Source organism: Archangium primigenium (assembly GCF_016904885.1).
In the GTDB taxonomy this organism is placed as follows: domain Bacteria; phylum Myxococcota; class Myxococcia; order Myxococcales; family Myxococcaceae; genus Cystobacter; species Cystobacter primigenius.
Genome location: NZ_JADWYI010000001.1, coordinates 1,932,773 through 1,945,340, shown reverse-complemented (window position 1 = coordinate 1,945,340; position 12,568 = coordinate 1,932,773). Strand labels below are relative to the sequence as shown.

The window sequence follows — 12,568 nt, the reverse complement described above, 5'->3', positions numbered from 1 at the left end:
CACCAACCACGACCGAGGCGCGTGCGCGCCAGCCTAGCGCACACGCCCCCGCGGACGCACGCCCGCCCCCCTACTCCCGCAGGAAGGCCGTGCCGTGGCTGCCTGCCCGCTCGGCTTCGCGCAGGATCGCGTCCGGCGGCGACAGGCCCACGATGTGGATGGCCTCGATGCCCTCCTGCAGCATCTCCAGGCTCTCCTCCACCTTGGGGATCATGCCGCCCTGGATGATGCCCGCGTGGATCTTCTCGCGCGCCTGCGCGGGCGTGAGCGTGGGCAGGCGGGTGGACGGGTCGTCCTTGTTCGCGAGCACCCCGGGCACGTTGGACACGAGGAAGAGCTTGGCCGCGCCCAGCTTCGCCGCCACGCGCGTGGCCACCGTGTCCGCGTTGATGTTGAGCGCCTGGCCCTGGGCATCTCCCGCGAGCGAGCCCAGCACCGGCACCAGCCCCGCGGCCGCGACGCGCCCGAGCGCCTCCGTGTCCACGCTCACCACGTCTCCCACCAGGCCCAGGTCCACCGGCTCGGGACCCGCGCCGCTCATCACCCGGGGCGGTCGGCGCTGGGCCACGACGAAGTTCGCGGACATGCCCGTGGTGCACAGGGCGGGCACCCCGGCGAGCCGGAACGCCGCCGCCACGTCCACGGACACCTGCCCCGCCAGCGACATCTTCATCACCTCGAGCGTGGCCTCGTCCGTGTAGCGCCGCCCCGCCACCATCCGCGGCTCCAGCCCGAGCTTCTTCTGCAGCTCGGTGGCCTGCGGCCCGCCGCCGTGGATGACGGCCACGCGGATGCCCGCGTCGAGGAAGGCGCGCACCGCGGCGCCCACGCTCGCGGCGAGCCGGGGCCGGTCCTGCGCCAGCTCGCCGCCGATCTTCACCACGAACCAACGTCCCCGGAAGTCCGCCAGTCCGCTCACGGCCACAGCCCCGGCTCGGCGAGCGTCAGGCGCTCGTCCCAGCCCATCATCACGTTGAAGCTCTGGATGGACTGGCCCGCGCCGCCCTTGACCAGGTTGTCCAGCGCCGAGAAACACACCACGCGCCGCGTGGCCCCCGTCACCGGGCCCAGCGTGAAGCCCACCTCCACGTAGTTGCTGCCCGCCACGCCCACCACCTCGGGCTGACGGCCTCCGCTGATGATGCGGATGAAGGGCTCGTTCGCGTACGTGTCCTTCCACGCCTGGGTGAGCTGCTCCTGGGTGGTGGTCGCCGGCACCTCCACGAAGGACGTGGCGAAGATGCCGCGCGGCAGCGGCGCCGACACGGGCACGAACTCCAGGCTCGTCTGGGCGTGGGCCCCCGCGGCGCGCAGCGTCTGGAGGATCTCCGGCACGTGCTGGTGCTCCAGCGGCTTGTAGGTGCGCAGGTTGGCGGCGCGCAGCGGGTGGTGCGTGGTGATTTGGGGATTGGCGCCGCTGCCGGACGAGCCCGTGGCCGCCACGGTGTGGATGGCGCCGGAGAGCAGCCCCGCGCGCGCCAGCGGCATCAGCCCCAGGGTGATGGTGGTGGCGAAGCAGCCGGGGCTCGCGATGTAGCGCGCCTTGCGGATGGCCTCGCGGTTGAGCTCGGGCAGGCCGTAGGTGAAGGCCTTGTTGGTGAGCAGGTGCGGCGCCGGGTGCTCCGCGCCGTAGTACTTCGCGTAGGCCGCCGCGTCCTCCAGCCGGAAGTCGCCCGACAGGTCCACGATGCGCACGCCCGAGTCGAGGATGTCCATCACCACCTTGGCGGTGGCCTTGTGGGGCATGGCCAGGAAGGCCACGTCCGCGCCCGCCACGGCCTGCACCGGGGGCATTTCCTGGAAGGTCAGCTCCGAGAGCCCCGCCAGGTTGAAATGGACGTCGCCCACCTTCTTGCCGATGTTGTCCACCGACGTGATGCGCACCACCTCCACATGGGGGTGGAAGAGGAGCCGACGGAGGATCTCCGATCCGCCGTAGCCGGTACCCCCGATGAGGACTGCCTTGACCTTGTTGGCCATGTGCGATGTCTCCGAGTGGGACTTCCCGGGCGGGTGTATAGAGGCGCCCCGCCGGGGAATCCACCCCACCGCGATGACACGGTGGGCCACGGACACCCGCCGGGCTCAGGGATAGTTGACGTCCGAACCACTCGACGTGGACACCAGGCGGACCTCGGGCTGGCCCTCGCACACGAGCCGCGCGCCGCTCGACAGCTCGCCCGACACCGCCCCGGTGACGTTGGCGTGCACCCGCGCCCCGCTGCTCGCCTGCACGTGGAGTTCCTGGAGCACGAGCTCGCGCAGGTCCGCGTCCCCCTGACTCGACGCCTCCAGGGAGAGCCGGCCCGCCTCGCCCGCCAGGGCCACCTGGGCGCCACTGCTCACGTCCAGCGCGAAGTCCGCCGAGTCCACCCCCACCGCCCGCGCCCGCGCCCCCGCGCTCGCCTGGAGCCGGTTGAAGCGCGGCGTCACCACCGTGAGGCGCAGGGGCTCGGTGGGCGTGGGCGGGTTCTGCTCCCAGAGCGCGTCGCGCTGCAGCACCAATTGGCCCTGCACCACCTTGGGCTGCAGCCGTTCGAGCAGGTTGTCGTCCCCGCGCAGCACCACCCGCTCGGGCTCGCCCACGGTGATGTCCGCGTGCACCCCGAAGCTCACCCGCACGCCGGTGAAGCCCGTCACCGCCAGCTCCTTGTCCACGATGCGGCCGCTGCCATGGTCCCGCGCACCGCCCTCCTCGCCGCAGCCGGTGAGCGCCAACCCAACCACTCCCGCCCACACCCGCGTCCGGGCACTCCACGAGCGCATCCGCATGACCGACGTCCCCCCGGAGAGCCCGCGGGCCCGCGCCAGTGCGAGCGGACACGACCTCTCCGGGCCTGAATCTTCCCCGGGGCGCGGATTCGGGAAGGTCCCCGGGGGCAGGCCGGCGGATAGGGAACGCGCGGAGCGCTGGCCTCTGAACGAAGGCCGTGAAAGCGTGCCCGCTCATGAGCACGGAATGGAGAATCCGCCCCATCCAGGCGCGGGACGATCAGGCGATGGCCGCGGTCATCCGCGCGGTCATGCCCGAGTTCGGCGCCGACGGCCCGGGCTTCGCCCTGCACGACGTGGAGGTGGACGGCCTGAGCGCCGCCTATGCGCTGCCGGGACGAGCCTATTGGGTGGTGGTGGACGACGCGGACCGGGTGATGGGCGGCGGGGGCATCGCGCCGCTGGACGGGGGCATCCCGGGCATCTGCGAGCTGCGCAAGATGTACTTCCGCCCGGAGGCGCGCGGCCGGGGCCTCGGCGAGCGGATGCTGCGCCAGTGCCTCGCCTTCGCGCGGGAGGCGGGCTACCGCACCTGCTACCTGGAGACGCTGGCGGGCATGACCCAGGCCCAGACGCTCTACCGGCGCCTGGGCTTCCAGCCGCGCGACACGCCCCTGGGCGCCACGGGCCACTTCGGGTGCGATCGCTGGTACACGCTCGAGCTGGGCACGGGCGGGTAAGGCTCAGGGCCGGTTCTTCACCGCGTCGAGGTCCGCGAGGCAGGCCGCGTCGAAGCCCAGGTTGGGCGCGTCCCCGAACAGGCCGATGAGATCCGCCAGGCCGCTGGAGCCCTCGTAGGCCCAGTACATGATGCACGTGTCGCTGGCGTCATGGGCGCCGTGGGTCTCGTCCTTGTGGGGCGTGCTCATGGCGAGGCCGTTGCTCACCAGGCCCAACTGGTGCCCCACCTCGTGCGCCCACACGCCCAGCTCCGCCTTGGCGCATGGGTTGAGCGGCGAGCCCTTGTTGCACAGCGTGTCCATGGTCTGGCGGAAGAGCACCAGGTGCGTCCACGGAAAGGCCAGGCCCAGCACCCGGCCCTGGTCCGTGTCCATGGCCGAGTGCCCATCCACCAGCAGCACGTGCAGCTTGATGGTGCCCACGGGCACCTCCAGCGTGCCGGTCTCCTCCGCGAGCGCGAGCAACTCCTGATTCGTCCACGCATGGTCCTTGCCCTTGCCGGGGAAGGCCTGGTCGACGCGGACCTCGACGCTCTCCTTGTCCAGGATGCCGAGCAGTCCCTTCGTGAGCTTGTCGGCCACGGAGGCCGTGGGCGTGTAGCCGCCCCACCCGTCCACCTCCAGGACCATGCGGGGATAGGGCTGACGGCGGATGTAGTGCTCGAAGCGGGGCACGTTCGTCGTCGGCGTGCCCGCGTCCGGCACGGGCTCTCCGGGCGGCGTGCCGGGCGGCACGCCCGCGTCCGCGGCGGCGCCAGCATCCGGGAGGGGCGTGGGGTCCGGGGAGGAGTCCTCGCAGGCGGACAGGGCCAGCAGCGAGGCGAGCAACAACCGACGGGCGTGCTTCATGGGGCGCCATTCTAACGCCCGACCTCCAGGGCAGCACGGGTGACCGCGCCGGTCACCTCTTCCATCCGACGCCCGGAGTCACCATGCTTCCCGGGGAAAGGACGGTGGGACATGGCGTCAGGAGGTCCTTGGGAGCCCTTCGACATCGACACGGCGCTGGAGCGGGTGCGCACCGCCATCCAGGGGTACGCGGCCGCCGCCATGTTCGAACTGGCGGAGCGCGGGCACGCGAGCCTCTTCGAGCAGCTGGTCGCCTGCCTGCTGTCCATCCGCACCCGCGACGAGGTGTCCCTGCCGGTGTCGCTCCAGCTGCTCGCCCGCGCCGCCACGCCCGAGGCGATGCGCCAGCTCGGCCCCGAGCGCATCGAGGCCCTCATCCGGCCCGTCACCTTCCCCGAGCCCAAGGCGCGCACGATCCACGCGCTCGCGACCCGGACGGTGGAGGAGTTCGGGGGGACGTTGCCGGCGGACGCGCGAGTGCTGCGCTCCCTGCACGGCGTGGGGCCCAAGTGCGCGCACCTGGCGCTCGGTGTCGCGTGGGGTCAGGAGTACATCAGCGTGGACATCCACGTGCACCGCGTCACCAACCGCTGGGGCTACGTGCACGCGCGCACGCCCGAGCGCACCCTGGACGCCCTCGAGGCGAAGTTGCCCCGGCGTCACTGGGTGGAGCTCAACCGGCTGCTGGTGCCCTTCGGCAAGCACGTGTGCACCGGCACGCGGCCCCACTGCGCCACGTGCCCGGTGCGTGCCATGTGCCCCCGCGTGGGCGTGTGACTAGCGGTCCAGCGCGAGCAGCTGCGTCACCCGCCGCGCGAAGCGGCGCCAGGGGTTGGTGTGGCCCCGGCCGCCGCGGTTGAGGGTGATCTCCTTGGCGCAGTTCATGTCCTGGTGCCAGCCCGCCTCCAGGCCCGTGGCGAGGTTGCGGTCGGCCACCACGAGCGAGCCCTCGCGCATGCGGTGCAGGGACAGCGCGTCCAGGTTGGTGGAGCCCACCACGCCCAGCCAGTCGTCCACGAGCACCGTCTTGGAGTGCAGCATGGAGGGCTGGTACTCCCAGATGCGGATGCCGCCCTTGAGCAGCTTCTCGTAGGTGGCGCGCTGGGAGGCGCGGACGATCCGCCAGTCATGCACCGGGCCCGCGGCGAGCACCCGCACGTCCACGCCCTGGCGGCGCTTCTCCAGGAGCTGCTCCAGGATGGCCTTGGGCGGCGTGAAGTAGGCGTTGGAGATCCACAGCCGCTCGCGCGCGGCGGCGAACACCATGCGCAGCATGCGCTCGGCGTCGGAGATGCCCGACACGCCCGAGCTCTCGATGAAGCTCGCGTGCGCGTTGCCGCGCGCCGGCAGGGGCGGAAAGCAGCTCTCCGGCAGCAGCGCGCCGCCACACTCCTGCCACATGCGCGCGAAGGCCAGCTGCATCTCGTGCACCGACGGGCCCTCCACGCGCACGTTGGTGTCGCGCCACTCGGTGGGGCACAGGCCGTCCCCCACCCACGACTTCCAGATGCCGAAGCCCCCGGTGAAGCCCACCTTGCCGTCCACGATGACGAGCTTGTGGTGCGTGCGCCCGAAGATGCGGCCCAGCCAGCGCTCCGACAGCGGCCGGAAGTAGTGCACCTCCACGCCGCCCTGCCGCAGCCGCTGCTCCACCGTGGGGCCGAAGTTCTCCACCTCGCTGCCCCAGGGGTCCACCACCACGCGGCACGACACGCCTTCCTTGGCGCGCTCGAGCAGCGCCTCCACGATGCGGTCGGACGGCTCGCACTTGCGCCAGATGAAGACGACGATGTGCACCGACTCCTTGGCCTTGCGGATGGCGTCGCAGATCTGATCGAACACCAGCCCGTTGTTCACCAGCTCCACCTGGTGTCCCGGCTGGGGACGCAGGCACGTGGACTGGTAGAGCGCGTGGCTGAAGGCCTCGAACCCCGGAGGCAAGCTCATGGGTCCGCGCATCTCGTTGTGATCGTTCTGCGTGTTGGGATCCTCCCAGCGGACCAGCGCCGACGGGGAGGTGTCGAAAATCGAGGAAGGAGAATCCATGGCCGGACAAAGGTATGAACGCCGCCCGCCGCCGGAAGCCCTCTTGTCACGCAGCGTGCACGTGCACCGCGCCGCCACCCGGCCCCCTTTTTCCTCTCGGAGTGCTCGCGATTTCGCATGGAGCGAGAAAGGAGTGCCCACATTGACACTCGTCTGCTTTTCCCGTTTAATCCGGTTGTTCCTGTCAAGAAATTGGCATCTCGCGGGCTGTCCATCGCCCCGGAGTTGGCCCTCGACCCCCGGAGAGCACCATGTCCGTCGAAGCGTTCGCGAAGGTGACCGAAGCCTCCAAGTTATTGGTGGAGCAAGGATTCGCGGGACCCGCGGTGACGAAGGCGCTGGAGCTGGTGGGCCGGGCGCTGGGGGTGGATCGGGCGCTCATCTACGAGAACAGCACCGAGACGATGCCCGGCAAGCGGCTGGCGCCCCTGCGGCACGCCTGGGGCTCGGCGCCCATGCCGCCCCTGCTGCGCACCTTCCCGCTGAGGGATCAGATGCCCGGCTGGGTGGAGATCCTCTCGCGGGGCCAGCCCCTGTGGGAGCTGACGCGCAACGTGCCGGGCTCGCTCAACGTGAACCTGGAGGCGCAAGGGGTGCGCTCGGTGCTGCTCAGCCCCATCAACGTGGGCACGGTGAACGCGCCCTGGTGGGGCTTCTTGCGGCTGGACGACTGCAAGAGCGAGCGGCGCTGGCCGGACGCGGAGCTCACGGTGATCAAGACGCTGTCGCGCTCGCTGTCCAACGCGCTGCGCCAGGACTTGCGGCGCGAGGCCATGGCCCAGACGCGCGAGGACCTGCGCACGATGATGGCCATCTGCGCGACGGGCACGCGCTGAGGCTCAGCGCCGGTCGCGCCGGAGGTCATTGAGGATCTTGCGCAGGTACCAGGCCTCGGACTTGCCGGGGTGCTGCTCCTGGGCGCGGGCCATGTGCCGGGCGAGCGAGGCCTCGGCCTCGGCGCGGGGCTGGTGGATGTGCAGGAAGTACTGATCGCGCAGGCGGCTCGCCTCGGTCCGGTGCAGGAACCAGTAGAAGAACGCGAGGATGAGCACCGCGCCCACGACCAGGATGACGATGTCGGAATTCACGCGCCGAGGCTATCCCGAGTCCGGGAACGCGCCAGCCGCATCCGACATCTGAGGAAGCGCTGAGCCTGATACAAGCAAGTATCCATGAAGCGCCTGCTCCTGCTGCTCGGTTGCGTGAGCCTCGTCCCGGGCTGCGCGCTGCTCGGTCACTTCGGCTACTACAAGCACTCGAAGCCCGACCACGCCCCACCCGAGGCCGCCGCGGCCATCACCTTCCCCGACACCTATGAAGGTGGGACGCGCCTCGATGGGGCCATGATGAGGGCCCTGTCCGTGGCGATGAACGACTACCTCCCGCCCCATGTGCGCGCCGAGGACCTGGAAGGTCCCGAGTTCCAGTGCCTCGCGCGGTGGGAGAACTACCGGACCGTGGTCATGCGCGCGAGCGAGGACCTCATCTTCGTGCTGTTCTCTCCCGACCTGTCCACCTGCGCACCGGGCTTCGCCGTTCCCGACGCGGGCGCTGAGTACGCCCTCGACGGGCAGGGCCGCATCCTCGCGCGGCGATAGGCCCCGCCCGCGTCTCATCCCTCGGGAATTCTCACTTCGACGCTCCGCGGCATTTCGGAGCGCCGCGGCGCGTCGACCGTAGTAGGGTCCGCCGCCCATGAGCGACACCTCGCAACTCAAGGAATTCGCGGGACAGGGTCACGTGTCCCTTCCCCCGGACGGCCACCTGCTCCAGCCCCTGCTGAAGCACGCGCGCGAGACGCCGGACAAGGTCCTGTTCTCGCGCCGCGTGGGCGACCGCTTCGAGCCCCTGACGGTGAAGGAGATCGTCGACACGGTGCGCCGGGTGGCGCGGGGCCTCCTCTCGCTCGGCGTGGAGCCCGGCCAGCGCGTGGCCCTCATGTCCAAGACGCGCGTGGAGTGGGCGCTGCTCGACTTCGCCATCCTCGCCACCGGCGCCACCACCGTGCCCATCTACGAGACCTCGTCCGCGGATCAGGTGGAGTGGATCCTCCAGGACAGCGGCGCGCGGATCGCCTTCTTCGAGACCGATGCCCTGCACGCCCTCTACCGCAAGGCGCAAGACCGGCTGCCGGAGTGCCAGCACACCTTCGTCATCGATCAGGCCGCGCTCGAGCATCTGCAGAAGCTCGGCGACGCGGTGGACGAGGCCCGGCTCGAGGAGCGACTGGCGGCGCTCACCCCCGCGATCCTCGCCACGCTCATCTACACCTCGGGCACCACCGGTCGGCCCCGGGGCTGCGAGCTCACCCACGGCAACATCCGCGTCAACTCCTTGCAGGTGCTCGACCACGTGGGCCGCGTGTTCAGCGGAGAGGATCGCACCCTGCTCTTCCTGCCCCTGGCCCACGCGCTCGCGAAGATCCTCTTCCTCGCGTCCGTGGAGCGCGGCGTGTCCATCGCCTTCGCCACCAGCGCCGGCAAGCTCGTGGAGGAGCTCGCCCTGGTGAAGCCCACCTGGTTCGGCACCGTGCCGCGCGTGCTGGAGAAGGTGTTCCAGACGGCGCGGCAGAAGGCCGAGCAGGCCGGCAAGGAGCGCGTGTTCGACCAGGCCGTGGAGACGGCCGTGCAGTACTCGCGCGATCGCGCCGAGGGTCGGCTGGGGCTCGTCACGCGCATCAAGCACGCCGTGTTCGATCGGCTCGTGTACGCCACGCTGCGCCGCATCCTCGGCGGCCAGCTGCGCTTCCTCGTGTCGGGCGGCGGGCCGCTGCAGGAGCGGCTCAACCACTTCTACAACGGCGTGGGCGTGAAGGTGCTCGAGGGCTACGGCATGACGGAGACGAGCCCGGTGATGACCGTCAACGCCGACCACGCCAATCGCATCGGCACGGTGGGTCAGGCGGTGGCGGGCACCACGGTGCGCATCGCCGAGGACGGGGAGATCCTCGTCCAGGGGCCCCAGGTGCTGCGCGGCTACTGGCACAACGAGGCGGCCACGAAGAACGCCTTCACCGAGGACGGCTGGCTCAAGACGGGCGACCTCGGCCGCCTGGATGCCCAGGGCTTCTTGCGCATCACCGGCCGCAAGAAGGAGATCCTCGTCACGGCCGCGGGCAAGAACGTGGCGCCCGGCCCCCTGGAGGACCGCATCCGCGAGCACCCGCTCGTCAGCCAGGCCATGGTGGTGGGCGAGGGCAAGCCGTTCGTCGCGGCGCTCGTGACGCTGGACCCCGGGGCCTTCACGCACTGGTGCAAGAAGAACGGCAAGGAAGGCCAGACGCTGGAGGCCCTGACCGAGGACCCCACGCTGCGCGCCGAGGTGGAGCAGGCCGTGGAGGGCGCCAACCGCTCGGTGTCGCGCGCCGAGTCCATCCGCAAGTTCGCCATCCTCGCCCACGACTTCACCATCGACCGCAACGAGCTGACGCCCTCCCTCAAGGTGCGGCGCCACGTGGTCAGTGAACACTACGCCCCGGTCATCGAGGCCCTCTTCGCCAAGGGCGGCGGTGACTAGGGCGGTGCGCCTCAGGCGATGATGTTCGGCGGCTGGCCGGGCGTCGTCGGCATGGGCGGCGGCGTGTGGATGCCCGGCGTCGACGTGTCCGGCCCGGGCGAGCCCTCCGGCTCCCGGATCTCCGGCTTGCGGCTGGGCGGCTCGATCTCCGGCACCTGGGGCGTGGGCGGCTCGCGTTTGGGCACCTCGGGCTTGGGCGGCTCGCGCTCGGGAGGAGGCGTGACCGGCTCCTTCTGAGGTGGCGTCCGCGGCTCGGGCTCCTTCACCGGCGCATCGGGTGTGGTCGACGGCTTCTCTGGCATGCACTCCCCTCCTTGATGGGACAAGGTGTGCATGGCCGTCCGGACGGGAAGCCGCGCGCGGCCGAGTGTCCAGCCACGAACGCTCGGCTCACGCGTTGCTGCGCTGGATGAGCCGCGCGTACTCCCAGGTGGGCACCTCCAGGGTGATGAGGTCCGACTCCTCCTCGTAGTGGCGGACCTTGAAGGCCTTGTGCGGCTGGTGCGCGTGCGCCTGGCAGACGGGCACCGGGAGCGTGACGTCGCCGTCGTCGCGCAGCATGCCGCCCACGTGGAAGCGCGTCTCCACGTGGCGGGCGCGCTCGCCGCCGCACAGGGCACAGCACTCGGGCAGGCCCAGGCGCGAGAAGGGCGCGCGCACCACCACCGCGCCGCCCGTGCGCTCCACCGTCACCGGGGCCCGGGGCTCGAGCGCCTCGGCGCGCGCTGACTCCGGCACACGCCACGCCGCGTCCGCGTCCACCGCCAGCCGCTCGCGCAGCCGCTCCAGCGTGTCCGCGCCGAGCGTGCCCGCCAGCAGGCCGTCCACCAGGGCCACGGGCTCCACCGGCTCCCCCGCGCAGTCGAGCCGCAGCGGCTCCCCCGGCGAGGTGCGCCACGCGAGGCCCTGCGCGGAGAGGATGCTCGCCAGATACGCGCTCACCGAGCCGGCCACCACTTCCCGCACGCGCTCGGCCCGGTCCGGCGCCCGGTAGCCCACCAGCCGCGGCTGGATGGCCTCCGCGAAGGGCTCCCACGCGCCCGCGTCCTTCACCAGCGCCGCCACGCGCGCCAGGCTGAAGTCCGGCACCCGCGCCTGGACGCGGCTGGCCGTCTCGTTCCACAGCGCCCGCCAGTGCTCGCCCGCCGCGCTCCAGGGGATGAACTCCACCGCGCGCGGCCACAGCCGCGCCGTGAAGCGCCGCTCCAGCGCCTCCGCGTCCGACAGCAGGGTGTACGCGGGCCGCTCGTCCGGGGGCACGTCCGGCGCCTCCAGCCGCTCGGCGAAGGCGATGCGCTCCTCCAGGCTCGGGTGCGAGTCGTACGGGCAGCTCGCCGGCTCGCACGCGGCATCCCACTCCCGCAGGCCCTCGGCCCAGTCCGCGCTCGCCAGGTAGCGGCGGTAGCCCTCGAAGAGGTTGTCCGGCACCACGCCCCGACTCGCCAGGGGCAGCACCTCGCGCGCCAGGTAGCGGCGCCAGGCGCGCGCGTGCAGGGCCTCCCAGCGCAGGCCGGACAGGTGCGCGCGCTTGCCCGCCAGCCGCACGCTCCACGTGTCCGCCACCAGTTCCTGCCGACGGCTCAGGGCTTGCGTCAGGCGCAGGAAGGTCTCCGGGACCCAGGAGAAGAAGCGCCACCCGCCCAGGGTGCGGATCATCGCCGAGCGCGTGGCGCACAGCAGCCCCACGAGCCGCGTGTCCCCGCCCTGGAAATGGCCGAACTCGTGCGCCACCGCCGCGCGCCACTGCGACAAGTCGTCCACCGCGAGCAGGCCCAGGCCCACGCAGAGCACCCGCTGCCCGCCCAGTCCGAGCACGCCGCCCACCTGGAGGACATACGCGTTCACGTCCTCCACCAGGTACACGGCGTCCGGCATGCGCGTGCCCATGCGCCCGGCCACGTCGCGGATGGCGGCGAACAGCCGGGGATGCTCCGCCTCGGTGAGCCGGAGCCCCGGGGGCACGAAGCGCTCGAAGCGCGGCCAGAGGCTCCACACGAGCGCGCCCGAGCCCGCCAGGCACAGCACGGTGAGCAGCGCGTGGAAGCGGTGGGTCGTGTACAGCAGGTAGGGCAGCGCCAGCAGCAGCCCCGCCACGCCCAGGGCGCCCGCGTAGAACAGCAGCAGGAAGCCCACGGCGGTCATCGCCTGGATGGTGGAGGAGGATCGAGCCCCCAAACGGCGTCTCCCTTCGTGACGCTCGGGAGTCTACCGGCTCGCTCCGCGCCGCGCCCTCCCTTCCAGGGCTCACCCGAAGAGGCGGACGAGCGGGCAAGCCCTCGGTGCGGAAACCATCCCCGGGCCTGTCCGGGTTCCTAGGCGGGCACGGGCGAGGAGACGCGGTGAGACAGCCGCCAGGCCCCCACGGACGCCGCCAGCACGGACAGGGTGACCAAGAGGAGGGCCAGCGCGATGTTGTGCAGCGACTCCTGGAGCCCGAGGGACAGGACGACCTCTGGGCGCACGTCGCCCGCGGACGTTCCGAAGCCGCGGAGCATCGCCATCACGCCGGTGACGAAGCCGAGCGCGCCCGCCATCAACGTGAAGAGCCCCAGACAGAGCATCAAGGGGACATGACGGGCCTCGGGGCGGCGGGCGTAGCGCAGACAAGCGGCCAGCAGTCCGAGCCCCGCGAGCAGCGTGGGGTACATCCCGAATCCTCCAGCAACGAATGCATCCAGCATGGCGGACCTCCGTGGAAAGAGACG

General features: G+C 71.5%; 14 protein-coding genes. 5 read left to right on the top strand and 9 right to left on the bottom strand.

Annotated features, from left to right (window positions below):
* Positions 1-70: 70 nt before the first annotated feature.
* The 3 genes from argB to I3V78_RS08315 form a co-directional block, all read right to left on the bottom strand.
* Complete coding sequence (gene argB, locus I3V78_RS08325) at positions 71-919, bottom strand: acetylglutamate kinase (RefSeq protein WP_204485783.1); 849 nt, start codon at positions 917-919, stop codon at positions 71-73.
* On the bottom strand, positions 916-1,980 hold the full coding sequence (gene argC, locus I3V78_RS08320) for an N-acetyl-gamma-glutamyl-phosphate reductase (RefSeq protein WP_204485782.1): 1,065 nt from the start codon (positions 1,978-1,980) through the stop codon (positions 916-918). Before argC ends, argB begins: the two co-directional genes overlap by 4 nt.
* Before the next feature lie 105 nt (positions 1,981-2,085).
* Positions 2,086-2,772, bottom strand: coding sequence for a GIN domain-containing protein (locus tag I3V78_RS08315; protein ID WP_204485781.1), 687 nt, complete (start codon positions 2,770-2,772; stop codon positions 2,086-2,088).
* A gap of 176 nt (positions 2,773-2,948) precedes the next feature.
* On the opposite strand from I3V78_RS08315, the gene I3V78_RS08310 reads away from it, so the two are divergent.
* A complete protein-coding gene (locus tag I3V78_RS08310) occupies positions 2,949-3,452 on the top strand; it encodes a GNAT family N-acetyltransferase (RefSeq protein WP_204485780.1) in 504 nt (167 codons plus the stop codon).
* Positions 3,453-3,455: 3 nt separating this feature from the next.
* Here the strand turns inward: I3V78_RS08310 and I3V78_RS08305 are convergent, their stop codons facing one another.
* Entirely contained in the window at positions 3,456-4,301 is an 846-nt protein-coding gene (locus I3V78_RS08305; RefSeq protein WP_204485779.1) for a hypothetical protein, read from the bottom strand.
* 111 nt (positions 4,302-4,412) lie between these two features.
* Here I3V78_RS08305 and I3V78_RS08300 point away from each other — a divergent pair, with 111 nt between their 5' ends.
* Positions 4,413-5,078 carry an endonuclease III domain-containing protein gene (locus tag I3V78_RS08300; protein WP_239576347.1) on the top strand — a complete coding sequence of 222 codons (666 nt, stop codon included), beginning with the start codon at positions 4,413-4,415 and terminating at the stop codon, positions 5,076-5,078.
* Here I3V78_RS08300 and I3V78_RS08295 read toward each other — a convergent pair whose 3' ends face one another.
* A complete protein-coding gene (locus tag I3V78_RS08295) occupies positions 5,079-6,248 on the bottom strand; it encodes a phospholipase D-like domain-containing protein (RefSeq protein WP_239576346.1) in 1,170 nt (389 codons plus the stop codon). It abuts the gene before it with no gap.
* A gap of 350 nt (positions 6,249-6,598) precedes the next feature.
* Between I3V78_RS08295 and I3V78_RS08290 the strand changes: the two genes are divergently transcribed.
* On the top strand, positions 6,599-7,183 hold the full coding sequence (locus I3V78_RS08290; protein ID WP_204485777.1) for a GAF domain-containing protein: 585 nt from the start codon (positions 6,599-6,601) through the stop codon (positions 7,181-7,183).
* A 3-nt stretch (positions 7,184-7,186) separates the two neighbouring features.
* On the opposite strand, the gene I3V78_RS08285 is transcribed toward I3V78_RS08290, so the two are convergent.
* The gene (locus I3V78_RS08285) at positions 7,187-7,435 is read right to left on the bottom strand and encodes a hypothetical protein (protein WP_204485776.1); all 249 of its coding nucleotides are present in this window, start codon (positions 7,433-7,435) and stop codon (positions 7,187-7,189) included.
* A gap of 84 nt (positions 7,436-7,519) precedes the next feature.
* Here I3V78_RS08285 and I3V78_RS08280 point away from each other — a divergent pair, with 84 nt between their 5' ends.
* A complete protein-coding gene (locus I3V78_RS08280; protein ID WP_204485775.1) occupies positions 7,520-7,945 on the top strand; it encodes a hypothetical protein in 426 nt (141 codons plus the stop codon).
* A 97-nt stretch (positions 7,946-8,042) separates the two neighbouring features.
* Positions 8,043-9,863: an AMP-dependent synthetase/ligase gene (locus I3V78_RS08275; protein WP_204485774.1), complete on the top strand. Its 1,821-nt coding sequence runs from the start codon at positions 8,043-8,045 to the stop codon at positions 9,861-9,863.
* An 11-nt stretch (positions 9,864-9,874) separates the two neighbouring features.
* Here the strand turns inward: I3V78_RS08275 and I3V78_RS08270 are convergent, their stop codons facing one another.
* From I3V78_RS08270 to I3V78_RS08260, 3 genes are all read right to left on the bottom strand, one after another.
* Positions 9,875-10,165: a hypothetical protein gene (locus I3V78_RS08270; RefSeq protein ID WP_204485773.1), complete on the bottom strand. Its 291-nt coding sequence runs from the start codon at positions 10,163-10,165 to the stop codon at positions 9,875-9,877.
* An 88-nt stretch (positions 10,166-10,253) separates the two neighbouring features.
* Complete coding sequence (locus I3V78_RS08265) at positions 10,254-12,038, bottom strand: M48 family metallopeptidase (protein ID WP_204485772.1); 1,785 nt, start codon at positions 12,036-12,038, stop codon at positions 10,254-10,256.
* Positions 12,039-12,175: 137 nt separating this feature from the next.
* Positions 12,176-12,511 (bottom strand): hypothetical protein, encoded by a 336-nt coding sequence (locus I3V78_RS08260; RefSeq protein WP_239576345.1) that lies wholly within the window; start codon positions 12,509-12,511, stop codon positions 12,176-12,178.
* Positions 12,512-12,568: the final 57 nt, after the last annotated feature.

Excerpts from the sequence above, each read along its gene's own strand:
- I3V78_RS08315 (WP_204485781.1), bottom strand. The coding sequence starts at position 2,772 with ATGCGGATGCGCTCGTGGAGTGCCCGGACGCGGGTGTGGGCGGGAGTG.
- I3V78_RS08310 (WP_204485780.1), top strand. The coding sequence starts at position 2,949 with ATGAGCACGGAATGGAGAATCCGCCCCATCCAGGCGCGGGACGATCAG.
- I3V78_RS08290 (WP_204485777.1), top strand. The coding sequence starts at position 6,599 with ATGTCCGTCGAAGCGTTCGCGAAGGTGACCGAAGCCTCCAAGTTATTG.
- I3V78_RS08300 (WP_239576347.1), top strand. The coding sequence starts at position 4,413 with ATGGCGTCAGGAGGTCCTTGGGAGCCCTTCGACATCGACACGGCGCTG.
- I3V78_RS08295 (WP_239576346.1), bottom strand. The coding sequence starts at position 6,248 with ATGAGCTTGCCTCCGGGGTTCGAGGCCTTCAGCCACGCGCTCTACCAG.
- I3V78_RS08275 (WP_204485774.1), top strand. The coding sequence starts at position 8,043 with ATGAGCGACACCTCGCAACTCAAGGAATTCGCGGGACAGGGTCACGTG.
- I3V78_RS08305 (WP_204485779.1), bottom strand. The coding sequence starts at position 4,301 with ATGAAGCACGCCCGTCGGTTGTTGCTCGCCTCGCTGCTGGCCCTGTCC.
- argC (WP_204485782.1), bottom strand. The coding sequence starts at position 1,980 with ATGGCCAACAAGGTCAAGGCAGTCCTCATCGGGGGTACCGGCTACGGC.
- I3V78_RS08260 (WP_239576345.1), bottom strand. The coding sequence starts at position 12,511 with ATGTACCCCACGCTGCTCGCGGGGCTCGGACTGCTGGCCGCTTGTCTG.
- I3V78_RS08280 (WP_204485775.1), top strand. The coding sequence starts at position 7,520 with ATGAAGCGCCTGCTCCTGCTGCTCGGTTGCGTGAGCCTCGTCCCGGGC.
- I3V78_RS08270 (WP_204485773.1), bottom strand. The coding sequence starts at position 10,165 with ATGCCAGAGAAGCCGTCGACCACACCCGATGCGCCGGTGAAGGAGCCC.